Consider the following 23,212-nt stretch of genomic DNA (forward strand, 5'->3'; position numbering starts at 1 on the left):
AATCTAAGCTGGCATTGCTTCTTCACTAACAGCTTGGGCGCAAGTGTGAATAGAAACCTCACCCCCTAGCATGGTTGCATGTACTTTCACGTCTTTCACCGACATTTTGTCAACATCAAGGATGTTTTCATCAAGAATGGCCATATCTGCAAGTTTGCCAACCTCGATAGAGCCAATCATGTGCTCTTGCTCCATTAGGTATGCAGCTCCCATCGTCACAGCATGTAAGGCTTGCTCAGCGGTAAGGCACTCTTCTTTACCGTATACCTTGCCCGAGAAAACACACTGACGGTTCATTGCGCCCCACATCATGAACAAAGGATTGACTTGAGTCACAACGTCATCACAGTGGATCGAGAATGGAATGCCTTTCTTGATAGATGTTTGGAACGGATTTAGCGTTTTGACGCGCTCAGGACCAACGGTTTGCGTGGCATGAACGTCGCCCCAGTACGGAATGTGCGTCCCAAATAAATTATGAACCACACCTAATTTTTTCATGCGATCCATTTGCTCTGGGTTGACCATTTGGTTGTGTTCTAGACAGTGGCGAACAGCAGGCTGTGGACACTCGGTTTGCATGCGTTCAATGAGATCAAGTAACTCATCAGTACAACCTTCACCATTACAGTGAAATGAAATGCTGTAGCCTTGTTGATGAGCATAGAATACATCTTCAAACATCTTGTCTTGAGAAAATGAAAGGTGTCCATTTGCATTGCCATTGTAGTACTTGTCACCTTTTTTAAGAAGTGCGGTAAAACCTTGAATTGAACCATCAGTATGGAGGTATTTAACTTTCGTTGCCCACAAGCGATCATTACTTTGCTCTTTGAACTCTTTAAGCTGTTCGATATTAAAGTTAGGTACCAATGGGTAAGCAGCTACTCTAGCTCGAAATTCTGGCATTTTCGCTAATGCTTGTAGCAGTGGGTATGGGTTAGATGGTACACCCATACCGCAATCAGATAATGTGGTCACTCCTAAACGGCTCGCACTGTTTGCATAACCAATCATGGCAGCCACAGCATCTTCTGGTGTACCCATATCGTAAGCACCAGCGGCAATAGCTTTTAACACATAAGGCATTTCAGCAATTTCACCCGTTAAACGTCCATCTTTACGGAATACGAATGCTGGATCATCCTCTAGGCTGTATCCGACTTTCTCAATCGCCGCTGAGTTTTGCACACTGACGTGGCAAGATGCGTGCATAAGAAGAATTGGAGAATCTGGACACAGTGCATCTAAGAAATCACGATCGACAATCGTATCATCAGACATAAGCAGCGGGTCTAATCCCCACAAGTTAAGCCACTCCCCTTGCTTTCCAGCGGCATTGTGCGCCGCAACAAACCCCCTAATCTTCTCTTCTAGAGCTTCTTTGGTAAGGCTTGCTGATAATATGTCGCCACCGCCAGCAATTCGCTCAATTTGCCCTACATAACCAAATAACGCGCTAAATAGAGCCGCCCCCACCGGGTGCATATGTGCTTCGATAAAGCCTGGTACTATTGTTTTATCTTTAAACTCTTCATTTAACGTGTATTGAATTGACTCATTCGTGAGAAAGGTTTCGGCTTGATCAACTGTGCCAACAAAGGTGATTTTCCCTTCTTGTACAACAACAGCTGACGCCGCTGGCTGATCTTTATTCACTGTGATGAAATTACCTGTATATAACACCGCTTCTTTGCTTACTGCGATGGCTGGCTTTAAGAATGGTTGAGTTGTCATTTTTGACTCCACGTTATGAGGACTAAATTCTGTTCTCATGATAGGGCTCAGTGATCTTTAGTAATATTTGAATTAAACTAAACTTGCATTAGAAAAATTCTAAAGGTTGTTATGGAAAAAGTGCTCAATTCCCATCTAGAAATTAAGTCGTTGAAGATACTTTCGCTTTTGCTTAAAAACCCAAGCATCACTGCTGTCGCCCAACAAATGGCCATGCAACCGCCTAGCGTCACTTATCACTTAAACAAACTTCGTGAAAGTTTAAGTGATCCCCTGTTCGTCCAAGTTGGAAATAAAATGCTCCCCACTCAAAGGGCAACGGCTTTAATCCCTAAACTTTCCAAGCTGTTTGACAATATTGATGACATCGTCCATTCAACTCCTTTTGAACCAGCCAGCATTAACCAACAATTTCGCATTGCGATTCAAGATGTTAGTGCAGAAATACTCATACCTAAACTGGTGAATCAATTGGCTAAAGTTGCCCCAAATATCACGATACAAATCGTCAGTTGGCCAGTTAACGCTGAACAGAAGGTACATCAAGGTGAGATTGACATCGCCATCAACGCTATCGTCAATCTCAGCTCTCAATTATATGGTTATCAACTCGGTGATATGTCTCTGAGTCTCGTGACTCGAAAAGATCACGTGCTGGCAACAAGTGAATATAAGATTGAAGATATCTTTGATTTTCCACATGTACGGGTAGAGCCCGCAGCACTTGGTGAAGGGCGTGTTGATGAGCTTGCTTTAAAGCTAAAGAAGAGAAGAAGGATCATAGCATCTGGCGCTACCTTTTCCGTTTTATCTTCAATAATAAAAGAGTCGGATAACGTAGGCGTATTCCCAACAGGAACCGCGTTGCAATTGGACCAAACTAGATTTTTCTGCAAGCAGCTTGATGAGTTACCGACGATACCCGTCCACTGTTTTTGGCATCAACGGTCTCATCATGATCTTGCTCATAAGTTTTTACGCGGACTCATCATTGAATTGAGCTTAGACATTATCAGTAAAGGCGGGTTTTACACATCTCCGTGAAGAGTTCACCATTACATAAAAAGTAAGCGTTGGTGGCTGAGCGCTAGAATGAAAAGTGAAAATAAATAGTTAAAAAATTGCCTTCACCCTAGCGGGAGCACTAACTAAAAAACTCTAAAATCATACCTGACAGAGCCTATTTTACAATAGGTTAGCCACCATTATGTTGTTCGAGAAATGCATGAACTTCAAATGATCCCACCGGAAACTGTTCAATGTCATCTACGGGGATTGTCTCTATTCGATGACTAATCGCGCGAGCAGTGAAAAGCACAGTTAGGAGCACAGAGCCGACTATAACTACTAGGGTCTTTCTATTATTCAAAGCCATTATTAGTTCCTTATTAAAAACGGTTAATAACTGGCTTACAAATGTACTAAAGTTGTCGGTTTTCTATATTGATACACTAGCAACTTACGTCAAATTTCACTTTTTATCATATTTCTTCGCCATAAAATCGTTAGAAAATACGGTTTAAGTGTGTTGTGAAATGCAGGGATTTATTGAGAAGAGCCTCGATAATAGAGGCCTAAATTGCTTTAGGCCTTTAAGAGCTAGCTGATTTCTATATGCTTAGGTTCAGACTGTAGTGGTTTAATGATCCCGGACACCAAATTAGGTGGTAAAGTCTCCACCATACATGAGGTGTTCAACGACAAAACGACAACGACGTACATTTTCTTCTGAGTTCAAAGTAGATGCCGCAAGCTTAGTTCTTGATCAAGGTTACTCAATATCTGAGGCGGCACGTTCTCTAGACATCGGTGATACGGCCTTACGACGCTGGGTCGATCAACTCAAGATTGAGCGTGGCGGAGAAACGCCAACGGTCAAAGCTCTGACGCCAGAACAGCAGAAGATCCAAGAGTTAGAAGCTAGGATTAATCGCTTAGAAAGAGAAAAATCCATACTAAAATAAGCTACAGCTCTCTTAATGTCGGACGAACTCGAACGTTCTCGCTAATTGACCAGTTGAGGGAGCATGAACCGGTCAAAATTCTTTGTGAGCTGTTTGATGTCGCGTCTTCCTGCTACTACGAGTTTAAAAAACGAAAGCCGGATGCGAGTCGCATTCGGTTAGTCAGCCGAGTTAAGCAGCTCTTTAACATGAGTCGTGGCGCTGCTGGTAGCCGGACTCTTGCTTCTATGCTGCAGTCTGAAGGCTTCGATGTCGGACGCTTTAAAGTACGCAAACTTATGCAAGAAGCCGAACTGATAAGCAAACAACCAGGCTCGCATCGCTATAAGCAGGCTAAGTTAGAGCGACCAGATATCCCCAATAGATTGAAGCGTGAGTTCTCTGTTACCACACCAAATGAAGTTTGGTGTGGTGATATTACTTACATCTGGTCCGGTTCAAAGTGGAGTTATCTAGCTGTTGTGCTCGACTTATTTAGCCGCCGTGTAGTTGGTTGGGCACTATCAGACAAACCGAATGCAGAGTTGACCTGCAAAGCCTTGGATATGGCTTGGGAACAACGAGGCCAACCTAACGACGTGATGTTCCACTCAGACCAAGGAAGCCAATACAGCAGCCTAAAATACCGTCAAAGGCTTTGGCGATATCGCTTCACTCAGAGCATGAGTCGTCGAGGTAACTGCTGGGACAATGCTCCTATGGAAAGGCTATTTAGAAGCCTGAAAACCGAATGGATACCAGCAACGGGGTACTTGACCCAAAATCAGGCAAAGAGGGATATCAGCTATTACTTGATGGATTACTACAATAGGCAACGGCCTCATCAAGCAAATGATGGGCTGTCGCCAGTTACTGCCGAAAATCGGCTTAAATTAGTGTCCGGAATTTGTTGACCACTACAGTTTCAGCTCGGTATCGCTTAAGGCTCTCTTTGGTCTAACTGGCTTCTTCTCCACCTTCAATTTAAACCAATCTTGGTCAACCTTCTGACCTAACTTACTAAAACAGCTAGATATAAGACGTAGCTTTTTCTTCATAGTAGTAAGGCTACAGGTTTGAGTTTCTTTCCACTGCTCGATATGAGCTTGCCTGATACTCTCTAAAGTCGATGAATGAGATAGACTAGAGACAAAGCTAACCCAGCAATTTCGATACTCTGCTTGGCTCTTAACGCTTAAATCAGACAAGTAGTTGGTGATATCAATCCCCTTTAACAAGGTGCTTTGCTTCTTCTGTTTACCAGAAAAATCGCTATAGATTGCCCTAATATCTTCAATGGTAGGATTGTGTAGAGATGAGATTTGAATAGCTAACACTGATGCCTGCTTCATCGCTTCCAAGTAGTTGCGAGTTTTGAGACTTAGTTTGGGCTGATAGTGCTTGTTATCCGCTCTTAGACTCCAACGGAAGGTATAGATACCGGTATTAGAAAGAACTAAATAATTGGCTTTTCGATAGAGTGGTGCTTGCATCGTGTGTACTCTTTTGTGTACTTCCAGAGATGCATTGCTTTTGTGCAGATATGAAAAAAGGCCTGATAAATCAGACCTCTTAGAATGTGGCGGGAGTGAGACAGCAGACTTAACCAATTAACCCATTGATATTAGATAAGTTAAATGAAAATAAACCAACAAAGTATTACCATAGGTATTGCTTACAGAAATCTCTTGAACTTTAAGCCTATGTAATAAAGCAGATGGATTTCATATTGCTGGAACTAAGCAGTTCAAGAGTATTTAAAGAGGCTGAGTTAAAACAGCCTCTGCCGAACGACCTAAATAGGAGCGAGTTGCACTAAAAAACGATGGCCAGTCCCCAGCCCTATTTTTCCTAAGCACAGATGCGGCTAACGAGCTACGAGCTTGCTCTATCGATAGACCACGTCCTACTCTTTCTGTTATTCGCCTATTGAGGTCTTCAAGAATCACTTTTCGAGCCCTCATTAACCGAGGAGAGTTTAAATTTAGTTCTTTAATTGTTTGGCGCGCCATTTCAGCGTCTAGCCCTTGAGCTTCACAAACCCTTTCGTTTACATCAATCAAACCTGTCGAACGGTAAAACTTCCAAATATTGACATCTGGTAAATGTAACGGGTTGAAGATAATCGCATCCAGAATTTTGTCACCTTTAGGTACATCACAAGAATAGTTTTCAGGTTCAGTATCAAATCTCTTATCTGGCTCAACAACTTCGCTTTGATTTCCACCGCAACAAACGGCTAATAAGTTATCCCACGTCAACCCCCAGTTAGGTTCTCCCAGATCACGTTTCGATTTTGGATGAAAATGCTCAATACGACAGTCATCCAAAGAACCGTTGGTTCCAGACAGTAAGTCTTGCTCACAATATGCGCATAAATTGCCTTGATCTGTCCGTAACTGTTGTTGTGTTTCCTGATACCTTGCGCCGCAGCAACGAAAAGCTTCTTCAATCAATTCATCATTTTTCTTATCTTTTTCCCATAAAGCGTCAGGGTTTGCCGCTCTAAATACACCTAGCCGATTCGGCTCTACTCCTTTATTGATCGTTTTCATTGTCTCGCTCAAACTCACGAATTCGAATTTCAGTTTCCAATTTTTGAAGCTCAGCTTCTGTTTGTCCGCCCCACCTATAGAGCACTTCTTTTAGTTCTAACGCTTCTTCAGTGTCCCACTGGTCAGACTCGACTAGCTCAGTATAGCGATTTAAGTTTTGGACAATTTCAAGGTGTTGAGGTCGAATAGTACCGCCTAACACATCTTCCAACATTCGTGAGCTTTCAGATCCATAAGTGCTAGTTCCGGTTAATTGCTTTGCTTCTTTCGCATCGGCAGACACGATACGAATACAATCAACATTAACGGTTGTCAGTACTTGAGGGCTATGCGTAGTAACAATAAATTGGACGTTCTTAAACAAGCTGGTCAGATCGTTTAGAACTTTCTGTTGCCATCTCGGATGCAGGTGGAGCTCAATCTCATCAATTAGAACAATCCCATTCACTGCTAATGGGTCATTGCTAGTGGGATTGAGTAAATAGGCACGTCGTATTAAGTCGATTGTTAAAGCAACCATATTTCTATAGCCTTCGCTTAGTTGCTCTAAGGTAAGCTGTACACACTCATCCTTCTCATTTTTCCAATGCACCACAACATCATTGCTGTTTTTATCAAATTCTATGCTCGTTGCTCGCTCTACGATCTGATAAACAGCTTCAGAGACAAGTTTCTTTGCCGGGTGGATAAACTTGTGTTGTTTTAGCTCATCACGCTTTCGAAGTTCATCTACTTCAATTTTCGAGAACCAGTTTTTTATAATGCCGTAGTTCACCTTAGCATCTAGAGCAGAGTCATAACCTTCGCCACGAATATCTTTTTCGAAGGGGTTTATTGCTACTTTAGAACTTGTTGGGGTGAGGGCGCGACTTGTTCCATAGTAGGCGATCAATGGAAACTCAGATTGGCTATCAACCAACTGACTGGCATAGCCAGTTAATGCTGCCGTTCCTATCTTCGGAGGCTCTGAAGTCCCCGCCCCTTTAGCTACAAGGTCCCAGCTCAAACTTGATGTTGTCTCAATCGCTATACGAGCATGGCTCGCAACCCCGTTCGAACTAACATGAATATCCGATTTTTTTATCAGCTTTCCCTTTGCATCAGGCATAGCGGTAAGAAAAGGACCAAGACCACAAGCCACCGCTTCTAAAATTGAAGTTTTACCGGCACCATTTTCACCAACCAAGACATTCAGAGAAGAATGCATTGGCACTCTAAAATCCGTGTATCCCCTAAAGTTGCTGACAGTGACTTCGCTAACTTTTAGGTCTTTTCGTACGTAAAGCGAAGGATCTAGGTTAAATTGTCTTTCTGCTATCTGCCGAGGGGGCAAGCTAACACTAAATCGGCCGTCATTGTCACAAGCCTCAACAATCGCATCTATATTGTCGGCTGAAAGAATATTTCGACCTCGAGCTGGTTCATAAAACAACGAAGCATCGACAAACTTGACGCTTCTGTTGTTATGATTTTCTAATCCTGAATTGAGAACAAGAAGCACTGTCGGAATTGAAGTCGAGTAATGGATATTTTTAGGTAATAAAATGACCTGTTCAATAACTCCTTGAGACACTAAATACTCGCGAACTTTGGCTTCAGAGCCTGTTCTCGTTAAAGCACCTAGAGACATTCCGACTAAAAGCTTACCGCTCTCAGTAAGGGCAGACAGCATTGATAGCGTTATAAACCAATCACTTCTACTTTCTGGCAAAATTCTGGCTACGTCTAGCCACTCATTACGCATTGAATAGTAGATATTTTCCCGAGATGATTTGGGGATTTTCATTCCAAAAGGAGGAAAGGAAACAATTAGATCGTATTCATTTTCCTGATAGAAAGGCTGCGATAAGGAATCACCAAAAATGTCTCTACCTTTTATTCCCCTGATTACTCGGCTTATTATTAGCTGAAAATAAGCGTCCTTGTTGACTTCTTGAGTATCTATACAAACTCTTTCTTCACTTACATTGGAAAAAGAAAATGCCGTGTTCCCAGCTCCTGCAAATGGGTCGCACACTAACTTTGGTTGATAGCGCAATCCAAGCGCAGTGACCAAATGGTTCACATCTTTGGGAGTGTAAAACTCACTTCCTGATTTACCTTCATTTTCAGCAAAGAGTAAGTCTAGTTCAGATAGCGAAAGTGACGCTATGGAAGAACTTCTATTTAATTGCCCGTCTCTGATTGCATGACGAACAAAAGACTCATCAATGTTGTCGAATGAACGTAATGTGTTTTCTAAGTAATCACACAGAAAATTGGATACATCACGATGAATTAATCCTAGATGGACAGCATGATTTATAAGTTCGTAAGAATATTGGGCAATAGCATTAAATGAATCAAACCTTGGTGCATCAAAATGCTGACCAGTGTTTGATTGGAGATAACGTATGAAGAAAATTGAATAGGCTAATGAACGATAGTTCGATATAGGAGATGCCCCTCGAACATAATCAAGTATCTTCCATATTTCTCTAGCCTGGGCTTTAGCTAATTTCAGGTCTTCATCACGATATGTCATTTTTTATCTCATTACTTAACGTTTAACGTATAGAGCTCTTAGTAAACCAAGCTTTCTTTATTCATTCACGCTGCTATTTTGCTTCATCATGTCAAAAATCAGCTCAACATAACTTGCCATTACCTGTGGGTCTTTGAGTAGCGTTCGAGCAATATCGCCTTCTTTCAGCAGAGCTTGCACAACGGCTTGCTTCACCGCTTGTGGTAAGTCGCCTTTGAGGGCAATCGACTTCTCATGCTTTTCTACCTGCTCTACCACAGTCGGGTTTTCAGTGACACGGGTAATTGTGCCGTTGGCAAAGTTGCGACGCCCAGGCTCATCGCCAACATCGCCAAACAGCTCATTTAACCGTTTGATAATATCTGCGAGAAATGCCTTCTCTCTGTCGCTAGGATCAATAGTGTTTGGCTTAATCGGAGTCAGCGGTAAAGCGATGCCATCTGGATGCTCGTCTTTAGAAGGCTTTATCTTGAACTTTTCTAGTACCAGTGCACTGAGGTCGATGTTTTCTGGTGTTACGCCTTTCAATCGACGTGATAGCAAGTGGGCAAACGCGGCAAAGTTTTCCAGTTCAGGATCACCAAACTCAATCAATTGCGCCATGTAGCTGTAGTGCTTAACAAATCGAGCCAAGTCTGACTTAAAACGCATCAGTGCTTCACGCTGCTTGGTGAACTCACTGCGTTGCGATTCTGCGTAGTTCGCCGCTTTCTCATCACCCGCAAGGTGCGCTTTGTTGTATTGCTGATCCCAATGGTTTGCAGCATCAACCAGCTCTTTGAGCTTAACATTGAACACATCGGTAGGCCGTTGTGTGGCAGCAAGCAGCTTTTTGTGTGCGTGTGACTTTTTGTCGGGTGCCTGGCCGAGAATCGATTTACCACGTGCTTGTTTAAACAACTCTAAATCTTGATGGTTGTAGATGCTTTGCTCATCCAGAATCTCTTTGATGTCATAGATGACGTTCACATCTTGCACTTCGTTGAGCTGCGCGCCTTTGTCGTACTTTTTGAACGCATTGAGAATGGTCTGCGGCTCATTAGCAAAATCAATCACGTAAGTGGTGTTTTTGCCTGGGTAGGTGCGGTTTAAGCGCGATAGGGTTTGCACCGCTTCTACATCTGAGATCTTCTTATCCAAATACATGGCAACCAGCTTTGGTTGGTTAAAGCCTGTTTGGAACTTGTTGGCGACTAGCATGACGCGATATTCGGCTTTCTCGAACTCGTGGCGCAGATCTGCCCCATGTGTGTCGGGATTTAAGTTGTACTCGGTGTACTCTTTGTCGAAATCAATCCCTAGTGGGTCTTGGTTGTCTTCATCACCCAAATCTTTTCCGGGCACTTTGCCTGAGAAGGCAACCAAGGCTTGAATACCTTCGATACCATGCTTTTTGATGTACTTATCAAAGGCAAGCTTGTATTTCACCGCCTGCGGCCTGCCAGATGTGACCACCATGGCTTTGGCTTCACCTTCCAGAAGGTGGGCGATATTGGCCTTGAAGTGCTCAATAATGAATTCGACTTTTTGGCTGACCGTGGTTGGGTGCAGTGACATCCAGCGTGCCAATGCACGACGAGCTTGCTTGCTGTCTACGCGCTTCTCATCCAGGTTGTTCTCACCAATTTTATAGGCCGTATCGTAGTGGGTGTAATTCTCCAACACATCGAGAATAAAGCCTTCATCAATGGCCTGACGTTGGGTATAGAGGTGGAACGATTCTGGTTTGTTTTCATCTGACACGGGTTGGCTAGGGTCTTTCGGGCGACCAAATAACATCTTAGTGCTGTGCTTGGGTGTTGCCGTAAAAGCAAAGTGCGAGACGTTCTTGGGCATGGCACGCGCTTCTTGCACCTTAGTAAGAATGTCCTCAATACTCATTTGCTCCAACTCCCCCGGGCTAAGGTTTAACGTAAGCGCTGCGCGTAAACCTTTGGCGGTAGAGCCAGTTTGTGAGGTGTGCGCCTCATCGATGATCACCGCAAAGTTACTTTGTGCCAAAGATTGATTGGTCAGAATCGCTTCTAGCGCATACGGGAAGGTTTGAATCGTCACCACAATGATCGGCGTGCCTGTTAGCAGTGCTTCTGTCAGCTGTTTTGATTTCGACTCGCTGCTCTTTTCGCGGTCAATGGCCTTGATCACCCCATATTGATGATCGAGCTGTTGCACCGCATCTTGCAACTGCGAATCCAGCACGGTGCGGTCAGTCACAATGATTACGGATTTAAAGACCGCTTTACCATCGGTGCTGCGTAAACGAATCAAATCATGGGCTGTCCACGCAATGGTCGAGGTTTTGCCTGAGCCTGCGCTGTGCTCGCAAAGATACTGCATGCCTGCACCGTTCTGGCGGGCATCGTCAATCATCTTGTTTACCGCATCAAGCTGATGGTAACGGGGGAAAATCTGCGTCTCTTTACGCTGAACTTTGCCATTGCTATCGGCGACTTCTTTGGTTTCGACATACACAAAGCTATAGAAGATACGCAGCCAGTTATCTTTTTGGGCGATTTCTTGCCAGAAATAGCTGACCGGGTACTCTCCATCTTCACTTGGCAAGTTGATGTGCACGGGTAAATCAGAGATAGAGCCGTCATGACCTTTATTGAAGGGCAGAAAATAGGTGTTTTCGCCCGCCAGTCTGGTCGCCATGGCAATTTCAGTATCTGACATGGCAAAGTGCACCACGGCACCGCGTTTAAAGGTTAACAGCGGCTCTTTGCGCTTGGTTTTTGGATCAACGGGCAAACGGTCTTGCTTGTACTGCGCAATAGCCGATTCTATCGACTGGGTGAAATCGGTTTTTAGCTCGGCGGTGGCTACGGGTAGGCCGTTGATAAAGAACACCAAGTCAATTTCCCACTCGTGGGTCGGACAATATTTTAGCTGGCGCACCACGCGCAAAATGTTGTGCTCATAACGGGCAATACGCTCTTCATTGCGCGCATCTTCGGGTTTGCGTTGGCCCATGGCAATGGTGCCGCAACCTGCAATGGTAAACCCTTTGCGCAACACATTAATGGTGCCACCTGTTTTACTGGCAAGTGCTTTTTCTAAACGCTCCAGTAGCACCTGCTCGATATTCGCGCCATGCAGTTTATCCAGCTTGTGCCAGGCATCAGGTTGGGTAGCCTGTACCCAGTCCATAACATCTTGCGGGTAAATGGCGCGTTGCTGGTCATAGTGGCTGGAGTGGCCTTCTTTCCAGCCATTGTTCACCAACTGCTCGGTAATATATCGTTCAAAATGCACTTCATGATGTGCTGCCATTACACCGCCTCCCTGACGTCGATTTTCCCTGTTACCGCTGCGCTGATCAGTGATGTACGGCGTTCTTTGAGCAAAGATACTGAGTGTTCTACTTCGACAGATACTTCGTCTATTTTGCTAAGCGACTTGTCAAGGTAAATCACACTGGATTCTTGTTCAGATAATGTTGGAAGTGGTATTTTCCAAGCCTTTATATGGGATTGAGAAATCTTCGCCATTGTCATGCTAGAACCTCTAGCATCCAATTTAATCTGAGCTCTTGCGGAAGAGCTCAAGAACCAATACATCATGTAGCGATTAGAAACTTCATCTGAGTAGGATACTTTGTAGATCAAATCACATAAGATAATATTCCTATCACCAATATCTCCTACGACGCAAACATCCCCAACAAGCTCTGGTGTATTTGCCCGAGAAATTAAGAAGTCATCAGCCTGAACTTTTAACCCTTTGGATGGATCGTCCCCATCAAGAAGAGCTTTACATTCATCAGGGTAGAAAGTTCCTGATTTTACAGAGCTTAGCTTTGTAACTCCCCATTGTGCCCCTGATGGAGGACGACTATCTGCTTGAGGACTCCAGCCTTGTTCTATTTTGTTAATTACATAGTTGTGAGTAATTAACTTCCAATGCTTCGGCACTTGCCCAATCCACTCGATACCAGAATCCTGCATTTCCACATCGGGGTTAAGCCCCTTAGTGACCACATGGCTGATCAGCGCTTGGCGTTTTTCTTTGAGCAGCTTGATAAAGTTCTGTTTTTCTTCGATCAGACTGTCGATGCGCTGGGTTTCGCGATCAAGGAATGTCGCAATGGCTCTTTGTTCTGAATCGTTTGGGATGTAAACAGCACAATCTGCGATATCTTTGAAAGAAATGGTTTGTCTGATCCCTGCACCCAATGTCTTCATATGGCGCACATCAAACAGATAAAGCAACCATCTGAGATAGGCTTTATCAACAACTTCTAACGATTTGAGGACAATATAGCCTGAACTAACGATAACGTTAATATCTGCCAACGCTGTTCGCAAACTCTTCAAGTCATAGTTCAGATTCAGAGGGTTGACGAGAAACTCACCAGTCAATACCTCTTGGTATGCAGCCTTTGTATCTTCGCTTAAACGTTCTGAATCTTTGAACACTACGTTCCCAAAACTAATAGAACCACAAGGTAGCTCTAAATTTTGTGTCTTCGTTTTTTCGTTTAGTAGGAACTTGAATTTGTTCTTGGTCCAATGCTTAGGAACCTTACCTAACCAACTAATATCACTTTGCTGATACTCAGTGTACGGACGCATCATTCCGCCACCTCATTGAGCAGTGCCTGAATGCGCGCTTCACATGCTTTTAGCTCACCGTCAATCGCACTCAACTCGCGTGGTGGCACGTACTGGTAGAAATAGCGGTTAAAGTTAATTTCATAGCCGACAATGCCCACTTCACCATCTTTTTCATCACGCACCGAGTGATCAATAAAGGCATCGGGCACATGTGGCAGTACTTCTTGCGCAAAGTAATCCTCAACATCACGATCAAAGGGAATGCTTTCAGTGTCTTTGAGTTTCGGGTCGGCGATTACTTGGCCTTTTTCATCCAGTGCAGGCTCGAATTGCGGATCAATTTTGACAAAGTACGCAGTTAAGGCCGTAGCCAGTGCTTTCGGGCACTTACCAAAGTCTCCTTTGTTGTGATTTTGTTTCGCTGCCAAATGAGCCCATTCATAAGGCTGAAGGCCAAGGTTATCGGTGAGGTATTGTACCCAAGCGGTTTGTTGCTCTGGCTTGAGCTTTTGAAATGCCACTAAGTCTTTCAGCTGGGCGATACCATTCTCAGTAATATTGAGTTTGGCGCGCAGCGGACGCTGAATGGTCACTTTGCGGTAGGCAAAATCGGTGGTGCTAAACACTTTGCTTTCAAAAACAGGGCCGTTGTCACTGGCTTCAAAGCTATCGTAGGCACGGACAATATCGTCGATCTGCACATCACTGAGATATTTGCGCTTGCTGCCTTGCGATTTACGCATTGGCGTCCAGATGTCTGCCAAGTTAATCAGTTGCACCTGATCCTTACGTCTTGGTTCTTTATGGTTGGACAAAATCCAGATGTAGGTGCCAATGCCCGTGTTGAAGAACATATCGGTTGGCAGAGCAACAATTGCTTCGACCAAGTCTTGTTCGAGCAGCCAGCGACGGATTTCTGATGGGCCTGAGCCTGCATCTCCGTTAAACAGTGGCGAGCCAGAGAGCACGATACCGACGCGGCCACCCCCGTTTTCTGGTGCTTCCATTTTGGAAACCAGGTGCAGCAAAAACAGCATGGAGCCATCAGAGATACTTGGTAAACCGGGGCCAAAACGACCAGCGTAGCCAAGGTTTTTGTGTTCTTTAGTCACCTCGGTTTTGGCTTTATCCCACTTAATGCCAAAAGGAGGGTTGGCAAGGCCATAGTGGAACTTGTCGGCACGCAACTGATCGTCTGATAGGGTATTACCTTGCTTGATGTTGTTGGCATCAAAGCCACGGATCATCATGTTGGTCAGCGCCATAGCATGAGTCGCGGGGTCGAGCTCTTGACCAAAAGGCACCACTTTGGCGCTGCTGCCCATCTCTTCAATTTGGCTGATCGCATCGGAAAGGAAGCCGCCCGTACCACAGGTTGGATCATAGATGGTGCGGATCACGCCCTTTTCACTAAAGATATCTTCATCCGCCGCCAGCACCAGTTTGGTGGCAAGCCGCACGGCATCGCGTGGGGTCATGAATTCCCCTGCCTTTTCATTCACCGAACTAGCGAACTTGAAGATTAGCTCTTCATAGGCGTCGGACAATACGCGATCAGAGACCACATCAGGATGCAGGTCGAGATTGGCAAAGTAGCTCACCATGCGGTAGATCAGCTTGGCTTTTTCAAGATCGGCAATGGTTTGACCAAATTTAAACTCATCAAAGATGGTGCGTACGTTTTTACTGAACTGGCTGATGTAGCGCTCTAGGTTGTCGCCTGTATCTGACGCACCTAAGGTTTCCAGGCTGTATTCACTGGTGTTGTAAAAGGCGAATCCCGCGACTTCTGGCAACACTAAACCAAGGTCAATGCCCGATTGTTTTTCGGCCAGATAGAACTTGCGTACTTCTTCACGAGTGAGTTCCAACACGCATTCAATACGACGCAGTAGCAAAAAGGGCAGTATGATGCGTGCAAAATCGGTGTGTTTGAAATCACCCCATAGGTCATCTGCCATACGCCAAATAGCACTGGATAGTTTGGCGCTTTGTTCTTTGTCTTGTAATTTCATTGTGGTACCTGAAAATTTTTGATGTGACTCACCGCCATGCGGTGAAATATATTAATTTGTGTGCAGTCTGCAATGAGTTGATTCGCTGGAAAATAAACATCACCTGACACAGCATTTGCAGATCACGCTAGTTAGTTTTTGGGCTTTTGACTTTCGATCCAAGCCTCAAGGTCTTCACGTTTGAAACGCCAAGAACCGCCGACTTTGAAACCAGGAAGCTTTCCTTCGCTTGCTAATCTATATGCTGTTTTTTCGGCCAACTTTAGGTAAGCAGCCACCTCTTTCAAGGTTAAAATTTGGTCTACCATTCAGAGTGTTATCTCATATTGGTTTTATTCGTCAGAATCGATAGTGAGAGAATATGAGAAAATTGAGGAATCGGCAATGTGAGATAACTCAATACAAGACTGAGTGCATAGAAAAAATACACATCCCCACCAGCTTTCGCTGGTGGGGATAAATCAGATAGCATTCAAAGGGGCAAGGTCGATGATCAACGAGTCCTTCACTCGATTAAATTCTTCACTTTCTATATCGCAGGCTGTGAAGCTTTCCAAGAGCTCTTGCTGTCTCGGTTGTCCAAACGCTAAACGATAGAGCACCAGTATTTTTTTCACTTCCGCATATTTTGCAACTTCCTTACTCATTGGGTAAGTCGGCACAATTCGTTCAATTTGAGCCTTCCCATTAGGAGTAAACCAGAACGGCTCTAAGTCACTCGTTTTATTCGCATCATCATTGGCTGCTTGTGCGAATAGCTGCTCCCAAACATCCGCTTTGTTGCCAAAATCTGGAGTGTGGTTTTCTGCTATACGTTGACGAACAACAAGCGACTTATACCTGTTCACCCGCCCTTCTCGTTGCTCAATATCGATAGGGTTGTTGGGTAAGTTCCAATGAACGACTCGACGGCAATACCAATGAAAATCGAGCCCTTCTTGACCTATTGATGTCGAACTCAACACAAATGGTCGAAATGGGGAGTTAAACGCGTCACGTACGCTCACTACTCGTTTCAAGCCGCTATCATCATTGAGTTTTTGATTACCGAGCGGGACAGCAAAATGACAACGCATAGACGATGAACATTTATCTTTCGCTTTTGTTCTATTCTCCCAGAAGTGAACCTGCTCGGATGAACTTCGTATTCCCATGGCATGCTCTAGCTTACTTGTTGCGGCATGAACATCGCTGCCTGATGTCGCAAGTAAGTGACAGTATTCATCCAGCATTGATTGGTAGTTACCATGTGCGCAATAGACCAAGACCTTATACCAAGCCGGTGAAGCCGTCTGTCCAGATAGCAGAGTGTGTTTAACGTTACGTTTCACAATGGGAATAGTGTATTCATGATTAAACAGCCTGGTTGTAAGCTCAGCAAACTGAACAGAGTAACTCACCAAGTCGACTTCAGAGATGCCAGCTGACCATAGAGTTTGAATGGTCCTCATTGCGCAGGTAGCAGGATTCGCTACGCTTGAATATGCCAGCACTCTGGCTAAGTCATCTGGCATTTTACCTAGAGATAATGGCTCACTCCCCTCAAAGTACTGCTTAATTTTGGCAAAATGCTTAATACGGCCTTCTGTGTTCAAGCGAGACTCAATCACCTCTAACCAATTCTTGAAATGATCTGTCTTCCCAGCTTGTCGATCCAGCAGCATAGGAGCAAGCACGTACCAATCGCTACTGGTCCTTTCTTCACTTTCATATTGCTTTAAACAAGCTAATTTACTCTGGATTAACATGCTTTGTTGAGCCAATACCTCATCTAGGCTCTCACCCAAATACGACACCTCAGCTAGCGATTTACAAGGATAAAGTAAATGCCATACGTTGAGAGTTGATTTCCCTTCAAATCGAAGTAAAGGTGAAGCGTTTTTATCATTATGGTACTGCGGCCTCTTACCCTTCCCTTTTATTACTCGACGTTCAGCCTCATAAGACCACAGGCAACTTAAAGCCTTTGGCACAAGCGCCCACGATGAAAATAGCAGCGTCTTGGTAAAATTCTCATTCCCTTTAAATACACCGTCAAACTTGTAGTAAGGTTTGCAAGGTGGGGACCAAAGCAAGTTCTCTGGCGAACCTTCGAAAATCACTTTACTTAACGCTTTGATCTTTGCATTCGGGGCACTTTGTTCAACGTTCAATCTATAGTTTTGAATGTTCGCATGAGAGAGCCAAGCGTGAGTGTGCTCTCTGCTTCGGTGCTTTCCAAGTAGCTTACGTACATCAGGGTTATTGATATTACGGTGGTACAGTTCCTTAAAAGCATAACCATTAAGGAAAGAGATAGCCCAAGGTGCTGACTTAGCGAACTCGATAAGAGACACACCTCCACGCCCTTTAGGCAGCACTGCGTTTAACGCTTCGATCGCTCGGTAACCTTGAACTTCTTCAACACTAAAATCAGAACCACAACATAGTTCATTGGAATGAATAAGCTGCTCAAAGCCTTTGCTAATTTGGCTCCGCTCAGTTCTGGCAATGTATTCTCGCAGTAACTTTTCGACTGAACGCGCATTGGTATCGCTGATAGACTTAAAATCTGCATTGCCGGACGACAGGGTTAACATATCCCCATGAAGCAGATTACGATTCATTTCGTATTGAGAAACAAAGTCCACGTCATTGTGCGATAGAAAATCGAGTAACTTATGCAATTGTTCATGATGACTGCTTTGATCGTCCTCATCGTTAATTGTCGTCATCGCTTTAAAAGGCGTTGCCGACAACAAAAGTACTTTGGATTTTGCTTTTTTGACTTTGTCCTTATCACTAAATACCTGCCTAGCAATTAACGACTCTTCGGAATCGGAGCTTTGATCTGTTAAAGACTGAAAGCGTTGGAACTCGTCTAGGATGAACAAGTCTGCTTGCAAGCTTCCAGCACAACAGCGCGCCACCAGTCGACGAATCTCCACTCTAAAATGGTAAAATAGATGGCTAGTCTTATCAGTTTCGCCTGAGTCATTGTTCCAACAATTAGCTAGGTAGAGCGCTGCATCTTGAAGCGATGAAAAGTGTTCTCTTAACACAGTAGATTCACAAGGCTTGCTCAAGCTGCTTTCAAGCTCTAATAACACCGACAGTTCAGTGTCAAAATCCCTATCCAGTTCCCCCAATTCTTTTTCCCATCGGCCCTCCTTGGTAATCTGGTTGGTTTTGAATAGCTGACGAATTGGTTCCACAACTTCACATAAGTTCGTCGTTTGAGACAATAGAACCGCTAAGATCGCTCTTTCCCGGCAGTTACCCGATCCAGCAGTCAACGTAAAAGAAGTCGAAGGGGTTAACGTACAAACTTCAATGACGTGCTCATCGTTTATTTCAGATTTTTTCGGCTTTAGAGCCAGTTCAACCAAGCGCCCAAATGTTGATGGTTTCACCCATCGCTTTGCATCTTCACCATTAAATAGCGCCAGCTTTTGGCGATTCTCATCTGCCAATGCAAGGTTGGAACAGATATAGATGACACGCATCGGTGTAGTCGTGTTGGACCCTACATGTCTTTTCAGTAATTGAGCGATGACTCCTTTGGCGACAATAGTTTTTCCTAACCCCACTTCATCAGCTACAAGTATTCTGTGGCTATGTTCGGGTATTTGATACTTATCTATAACGAGATCTACCGTTGCCTTTTGAAAATCTTTAAGGCCAGTCAATACACCGTTTAGTTGCTCTCGGATCGCTTGTGTCATTACTTCGTGTTCTTCTTATTTTTACAACTATTTATTAACTACTTGGATGGTACAAATGACGAGAAGACGCCCCATAATGTCTTGAATTCATCTGGAATGATCTTTTCATCGACTTGCGCCTGTAAACGATCAATTCTTTCTAACAAATCCGGACTTAACGCAGCCGCTCGCATCAACTTTTCGTAGATCACACTGTCTTTGGTGAAGAACACACCACCAGCCCCCTCACCGTCTCCCTTGCCCGCATTGTTCATCAAATCTTGCTTACTTGGGTCGATATGTAACAGCATGGCGATATAACTCATAAACTGCGAGCGATTCTCGAGCAATTCATTGGTTATTGCCTTTCCACGGTCTAATTCACAGTTAAATTTTATTTCAGCTTGAACGACTAAATTCTTAACCACTGAATCCTTTTCAGATATTTCGAAGTGGATTAGCGCACTAATTTGGGAGGGTTTAAGGCTATCCCAGATAACCTCTGGAGTTAGAGCTCGGGGCTGTAATGCACTCAATGTCGAAACCTTAACGTCAAACCTCTCCGGAGTCTCAACCAGAGCCCCATTTAAGGTCAGCTGATATTCATCATCACCACATATATCAACGTTGAGCTTCCAATCTGTACTAATTAGGCTGAACTCTAATAGACGAAGTGCTCGATCAGAGCCTTCACCTTCAGTTTCTTCTAATTCGCTGAACTCATGTTTTGTAAATAAGCCTGTGCCATGCTCATTAACCCATTGCTTAATCAGTGAATGAACACCAATGTGATCTTTAGAGCCCGTTAAACGAAGCATGAATTCACTATTTCTCGGGCTATTGGAGACGTCTCCCATCGCTGCTTGAGTTGTATTCGCAGAACCAAGGTGCCAGCTAGAAGTGGAATCAGTTTCATCGACAACCAATAACTTTGCATGCAAGTTGAGGTCGTTTTCTACAAATGGGGACTGGTCCATTTCCTCATTTTCTTCTGCATCGATGAGGTGTTCGTTAAGTGCATAACAGTGCCAACCCTCCAACGCTTTCTCGCCCGCCATATCAAGCTCTTCTTTGCGGCTAAATAAGTAACGTTGGTCATCAGGAGCAAAGTTACTAAGCCAATCTAAAGCACCAACTTTGCCACCTCCTCGAATAAAAGGTGATACGGCAAGCATGGCTTGATTACCATGCTCTAAACGAATTGGATGCAGTCGTTTATTGTCATTATCAAAAACAGTAGAGAGAAAACCAAGTTCAGTGATGTTATCTGGTTTATCCCAATGCACCCTAACTAGCTCTTCTGGATCAATTACATCACCAAATGAAAGCGTTGAAGAACCACGGTAAACCTCATCAAAAAAGTCAATCAATGGACGATTGGCTGGCTTGCGCTTCCCTCTTGATTCTCCGTTAATGACAGCGCTGAGATCCCAACTGCGGTCAAACGTTAAGTTACGTGACAACACTATCAAACGGTATTTCACATTTTTGTATTCATCTGGGCTTTCGAATCGCAGTAACCACAATTTCGGGTGAAACGACGAAAACGCTGAATTTGACTCTCCTGCGTTTGGAACTACGGGCACGAGGCTGCGTTCCAACAAGCCAAATAAGCTGTTGTACTTATCTGGCAACTTAATATTGCCTTGTTGGTAGAAAACTGTGAGTTTATCTCCCAGCATTCCTAACGCTTCCAACAGCGCGATTCTCATGTGCTCAACCGAACCTTCTAAGGTATGGCCAAAACACATGGCAATAGGCACTGTCAGTAAAGTATTCAAGTCCAAGCTATACGTCGTGGCAATAGCATGAGTGAGCTCATAACCTTCAGGGACGATAAGCTGTTCGCCATAATCTAAGCGATTTTTATCCGGCACTAACATCTAGCCCCTCCTGGATATCTTGTAAAATGACTCTGGCAGAAGGCCAACGAAATTCTAGTTTGCGCATTCCAACCCACTTTTGGTTTTCACTGAGGGCTTTTTTCAGCAAACACCGTGCCCCTTTATTCGCTATCGCTTGCTGCTTAACACATGCATCCATCTTATCTGCAGAGGCATTCTCGCGAATCAAGCTACACCAGTTTTCGATAAACTGACGTGTGCGATTGTTTGCGCTTTTATGTGGTCCAAAAGCAAACTCATACCAGTTATCGATGCTATGCTGTTCAAAGCTCGTCGGCTGTTTATGAGCTTGGTTCAACCAAACATCAAACTCTTCATTCCATTGTTCAATCTGTTCGATATTTTTGGCTCGTTGGGCGATGAGGATGTTGTAACGAATATGCGCGCCTTCAAGAACAAAACTAAATTCCAGCGCGTTTTCAAAACATGTTTTCGTTTGCTCGGAAATAGGAGAGTCTTTTAATTTTTCATAAAGGGCTTCGGCCTGCCAACCATTATGAACATCCATATCAGCCACTTGCAAAGCTTCACCAACAAGGTTGTGCTTAAACAACTGAGCGGGGACACTATGTTCAATCTTACTCGATAGCTGTAGTTTATTTTTAAGGAATTCAGCTTCTTTACGTGTAAGCTTTATTGATACTTGGTTTAACCAAGATTCACTGTAACCATCGGGTTTCGTCATCAATTGCGCAATATCAGAATGCTGTCCATCGTCATCGATATGGGCTTCGCTCTTATTGTTTGCTAGCTCTTGGTACTGATTAACAAACTCTCTTAACGACAGTTCTGTTTTAGCGATGGATAACTGGCGCAGTCCATTCCAGTAGACGGAAGAAGGCTTACGAGCTACTCCTTTCTCTAGGCTTTCTTTTCCAATGATCCCATCAGGCATATCATGTCGATGGTTTTCGACTAAGCACCTAGCTAATTTATCTTCTTGCTGGCTAATGTATTCAGCCAGAAGAGGCCGTTCATTAGGCTCTAACTTACGGTAGTCATGAAAGATATATGGGATAGTGACAAAGTACTTAGCGCGGGTTTGGATAGTAGAAAAACCCGGAAAAAGCTGATCGGCAAAGGCATCCCTGATTTGTCCTATACCCAACTCATCAAGTGTACCTTTCTCTTGTAACATGGATAACACTTGAGATACACGCTCTCGCTCTGTGGATGAAAAATCTATCCAGCCAATTAGACTTTTTTTTCGGCTCACTACTCGCTCACATCTTTATATTAATTTTTTGTCTAGCAACAGTCACTTAAAGTTCCTGCATACCACATTGTTTCAGGTATTCGAACGTTTCCTGGTCATCACACTTTATGACCAAACCACTACGCCCACGACTGAGCAATACTCTATAACTACCCTCTGTGAAATGTTCGTACTGGCGCCGGTCTTCAGCCACCAGCTTTCCATTGCGATAGACCATATCCTGTCCCCAGTTAAACAGAGCAAGTGATAGTTCTAAACCTTGACAACTAAACTCAGTACAAGCCGCTTCAAATTGACAACATGAATTTGCAGAACTTGGCGGCTCAACGTACCAAGGGCCAATATGTTTACCTGGTTTGTATTTGTCTTTCTGGACTTCCTCAATAAACTTGCCACCTTGGCTGGACATCAACCAGCCTGTTCTAAAGGCATCTTGAAGCTTGTTTCCTTCGTGCATAGTTTGTTGTACACCCAGAGCATAAGTTTCAGCAGTTTGCTGGTTTTGAGTCAGTCGCAATGGGTAGTAAGCCTGAATATCTAAAGCGACTTTTTGAGCTTGGTCAGAATTGTTAGACAGAACCGCTTCAATCCACTTGTCTAAACTCTCTGTATAGGCCTGCCGAATGGGCGTTTTAAGGTTATACACGTCTTTCTTAATTGGCGTAACGAGTTGCATTTTACTGGCGTGCAGCGATGGCATAATAGGGATGACTTTGCCGTTTTGCGCTCTTATTGCTGCATCTAGGTCTGCTAGCATCTGATCTAACTGCATCTCATTGCGATGGATCGCTTGACCATCTCCTACCAAAAGCACCAACACTCCAAACGGTTGACAAGCAAGCCAGTTACAAAACAACATTAACTCAGACGGTGATTGTGATTCTCTAGGGCTTGCTTTGTCCCACGCTCGCTGTGCTTCATCAAATACGACAAAAGTCTCTCTGCGTGAATTTAGTGAGCGCTTCAGATCCTTCTTGAAAGGGAGCAGGTCTTGGAGCATCACTCGACCATCAATGACCTTATCGTGAGCTTACGGGAGCATAGCTTGCGTAAGCATGTCGAGGTGGCTCTAGCCGAAG

General features: G+C 44.1%; 14 protein-coding genes. 2 read left to right on the plus strand and 12 right to left on the minus strand.

Annotated elements, in window-relative coordinates; all coding sequences use genetic code 11:
• Positions 1-3 precede the first annotated feature (3 nt).
• Positions 4-1,737 carry an amidohydrolase gene (locus ACJB0T_RS19655; protein ID WP_479290630.1) on the minus strand — a complete coding sequence of 578 codons (1,734 nt, stop codon included), beginning with the start codon at positions 1,735-1,737 and terminating at the stop codon, positions 4-6.
• Positions 1,738-1,848: 111 nt separating this feature from the next.
• On the opposite strand from ACJB0T_RS19655, the gene ACJB0T_RS19660 reads away from it, so the two are divergent.
• Positions 1,849-2,781 carry a LysR family transcriptional regulator gene (locus ACJB0T_RS19660; protein ID WP_479290631.1) on the plus strand — a complete coding sequence of 311 codons (933 nt, stop codon included), beginning with the start codon at positions 1,849-1,851 and terminating at the stop codon, positions 2,779-2,781.
• Between the two features lie 641 nt (positions 2,782-3,422).
• A protein-coding gene (locus tag ACJB0T_RS19665; RefSeq protein ID WP_479290632.1) for an IS3 family transposase occupies positions 3,423-4,594 on the plus strand; the annotation gives its coding sequence in 2 pieces (ribosomal slippage) (positions 3,423-3,699 and positions 3,699-4,594; 1,173 coding nt in all).
• Between the two features lie 3 nt (positions 4,595-4,597).
• Here the strand turns inward: ACJB0T_RS19665 and ACJB0T_RS19670 are convergent.
• From ACJB0T_RS19670 to ACJB0T_RS19720, 11 genes are all read right to left on the minus strand, one after another.
• On the minus strand, positions 4,598-5,173 hold the full coding sequence (locus tag ACJB0T_RS19670) for a site-specific integrase (protein ID WP_479290633.1): 576 nt from the start codon (positions 5,171-5,173) through the stop codon (positions 4,598-4,600).
• Between the two features lie 264 nt (positions 5,174-5,437).
• On the minus strand, positions 5,438-6,235 hold the full coding sequence (locus tag ACJB0T_RS19675; protein ID WP_479290634.1) for a retron system putative HNH endonuclease: 798 nt from the start codon (positions 6,233-6,235) through the stop codon (positions 5,438-5,440).
• On the minus strand, positions 6,219-8,759 hold the full coding sequence (locus tag ACJB0T_RS19680) for an N-6 DNA methylase (RefSeq protein ID WP_479290635.1): 2,541 nt from the start codon (positions 8,757-8,759) through the stop codon (positions 6,219-6,221). The genes ACJB0T_RS19675 and ACJB0T_RS19680 overlap by 17 nt, the downstream gene beginning before the upstream one ends.
• A 57-nt stretch (positions 8,760-8,816) precedes the next feature.
• Positions 8,817-12,032 (minus strand): type I restriction endonuclease subunit R, encoded by a 3,216-nt coding sequence (locus tag ACJB0T_RS19685; protein ID WP_479290636.1) that lies wholly within the window; start codon positions 12,030-12,032, stop codon positions 8,817-8,819.
• A complete protein-coding gene (locus ACJB0T_RS19690) occupies positions 12,032-13,336 on the minus strand; it encodes a restriction endonuclease subunit S (protein ID WP_479290637.1) in 1,305 nt (434 codons plus the stop codon). Before ACJB0T_RS19690 ends, ACJB0T_RS19685 begins: the two co-directional genes overlap by 1 nt.
• The gene (locus tag ACJB0T_RS19695; protein ID WP_479290638.1) at positions 13,333-15,330 is read right to left on the minus strand and encodes a type I restriction-modification system subunit M; all 1,998 of its coding nucleotides are present in this window, start codon (positions 15,328-15,330) and stop codon (positions 13,333-13,335) included. Before ACJB0T_RS19695 ends, ACJB0T_RS19690 begins: the two co-directional genes overlap by 4 nt.
• A gap of 131 nt (positions 15,331-15,461) precedes the next feature.
• A complete protein-coding gene (mads1, locus tag ACJB0T_RS19700) occupies positions 15,462-15,638 on the minus strand; it encodes a methylation-associated defense system helix-turn-helix domain-containing protein MAD1 (RefSeq protein WP_039469248.1) in 177 nt (58 codons plus the stop codon).
• A gap of 153 nt (positions 15,639-15,791) precedes the next feature.
• Positions 15,792-19,034 (minus strand): C-terminal helicase domain-containing protein, encoded by a 3,243-nt coding sequence (locus ACJB0T_RS19705; RefSeq protein ID WP_479290639.1) that lies wholly within the window; start codon positions 19,032-19,034, stop codon positions 15,792-15,794.
• A gap of 38 nt (positions 19,035-19,072) precedes the next feature.
• Entirely contained in the window at positions 19,073-20,896 is a 1,824-nt protein-coding gene (locus tag ACJB0T_RS19710; RefSeq protein ID WP_479290640.1) for a phospholipase D family protein, read from the minus strand.
• Positions 20,880-22,133 carry a DUF6361 family protein gene (locus ACJB0T_RS19715; protein WP_479290641.1) on the minus strand — a complete coding sequence of 418 codons (1,254 nt, stop codon included), beginning with the start codon at positions 22,131-22,133 and terminating at the stop codon, positions 20,880-20,882. The genes ACJB0T_RS19710 and ACJB0T_RS19715 overlap by 17 nt, the downstream gene beginning before the upstream one ends.
• A gap of 46 nt (positions 22,134-22,179) precedes the next feature.
• Complete coding sequence (locus tag ACJB0T_RS19720) at positions 22,180-23,133, minus strand: DNA/RNA helicase domain-containing protein (RefSeq protein WP_479290642.1); 954 nt, start codon at positions 23,131-23,133, stop codon at positions 22,180-22,182.
• Positions 23,134-23,212 lie beyond the last annotated feature (79 nt).

The organism is Vibrio sp. CB1-5 (assembly GCF_059412285.1).

Bases quoted from the DNA above. Each gene is read 5' to 3' on its own strand.
- ACJB0T_RS19705 (WP_479290639.1), bottom strand. From the start codon at position 19,034: ATGACACAAGCGATCCGAGAGCAACTAAACGGTGTATTGACTGGCCTT.
- ACJB0T_RS19710 (WP_479290640.1), bottom strand. From the start codon at position 20,896: ATGTTAGTGCCGGATAAAAATCGCTTAGATTATGGCGAACAGCTTATC.
- ACJB0T_RS19695 (WP_479290638.1), bottom strand. From the start codon at position 15,330: ATGAAATTACAAGACAAAGAACAAAGCGCCAAACTATCCAGTGCTATT.
- mads1 (WP_039469248.1), bottom strand. From the start codon at position 15,638: ATGGTAGACCAAATTTTAACCTTGAAAGAGGTGGCTGCTTACCTAAAG.
- ACJB0T_RS19720 (WP_479290642.1), bottom strand. From the start codon at position 23,133: ATGCTCCAAGACCTGCTCCCTTTCAAGAAGGATCTGAAGCGCTCACTA.
- ACJB0T_RS19655 (WP_479290630.1), bottom strand. From the start codon at position 1,737: ATGACAACTCAACCATTCTTAAAGCCAGCCATCGCAGTAAGCAAAGAA.
- ACJB0T_RS19690 (WP_479290637.1), bottom strand. From the start codon at position 13,336: ATGATGCGTCCGTACACTGAGTATCAGCAAAGTGATATTAGTTGGTTA.
- ACJB0T_RS19660 (WP_479290631.1), top strand. From the start codon at position 1,849: ATGGAAAAAGTGCTCAATTCCCATCTAGAAATTAAGTCGTTGAAGATA.
- ACJB0T_RS19675 (WP_479290634.1), bottom strand. From the start codon at position 6,235: ATGAAAACGATCAATAAAGGAGTAGAGCCGAATCGGCTAGGTGTATTT.
- ACJB0T_RS19670 (WP_479290633.1), bottom strand. From the start codon at position 5,173: ATGCAAGCACCACTCTATCGAAAAGCCAATTATTTAGTTCTTTCTAAT.
- ACJB0T_RS19680 (WP_479290635.1), bottom strand. From the start codon at position 8,759: ATGACATATCGTGATGAAGACCTGAAATTAGCTAAAGCCCAGGCTAGA.
- ACJB0T_RS19685 (WP_479290636.1), bottom strand. From the start codon at position 12,032: ATGGCAGCACATCATGAAGTGCATTTTGAACGATATATTACCGAGCAG.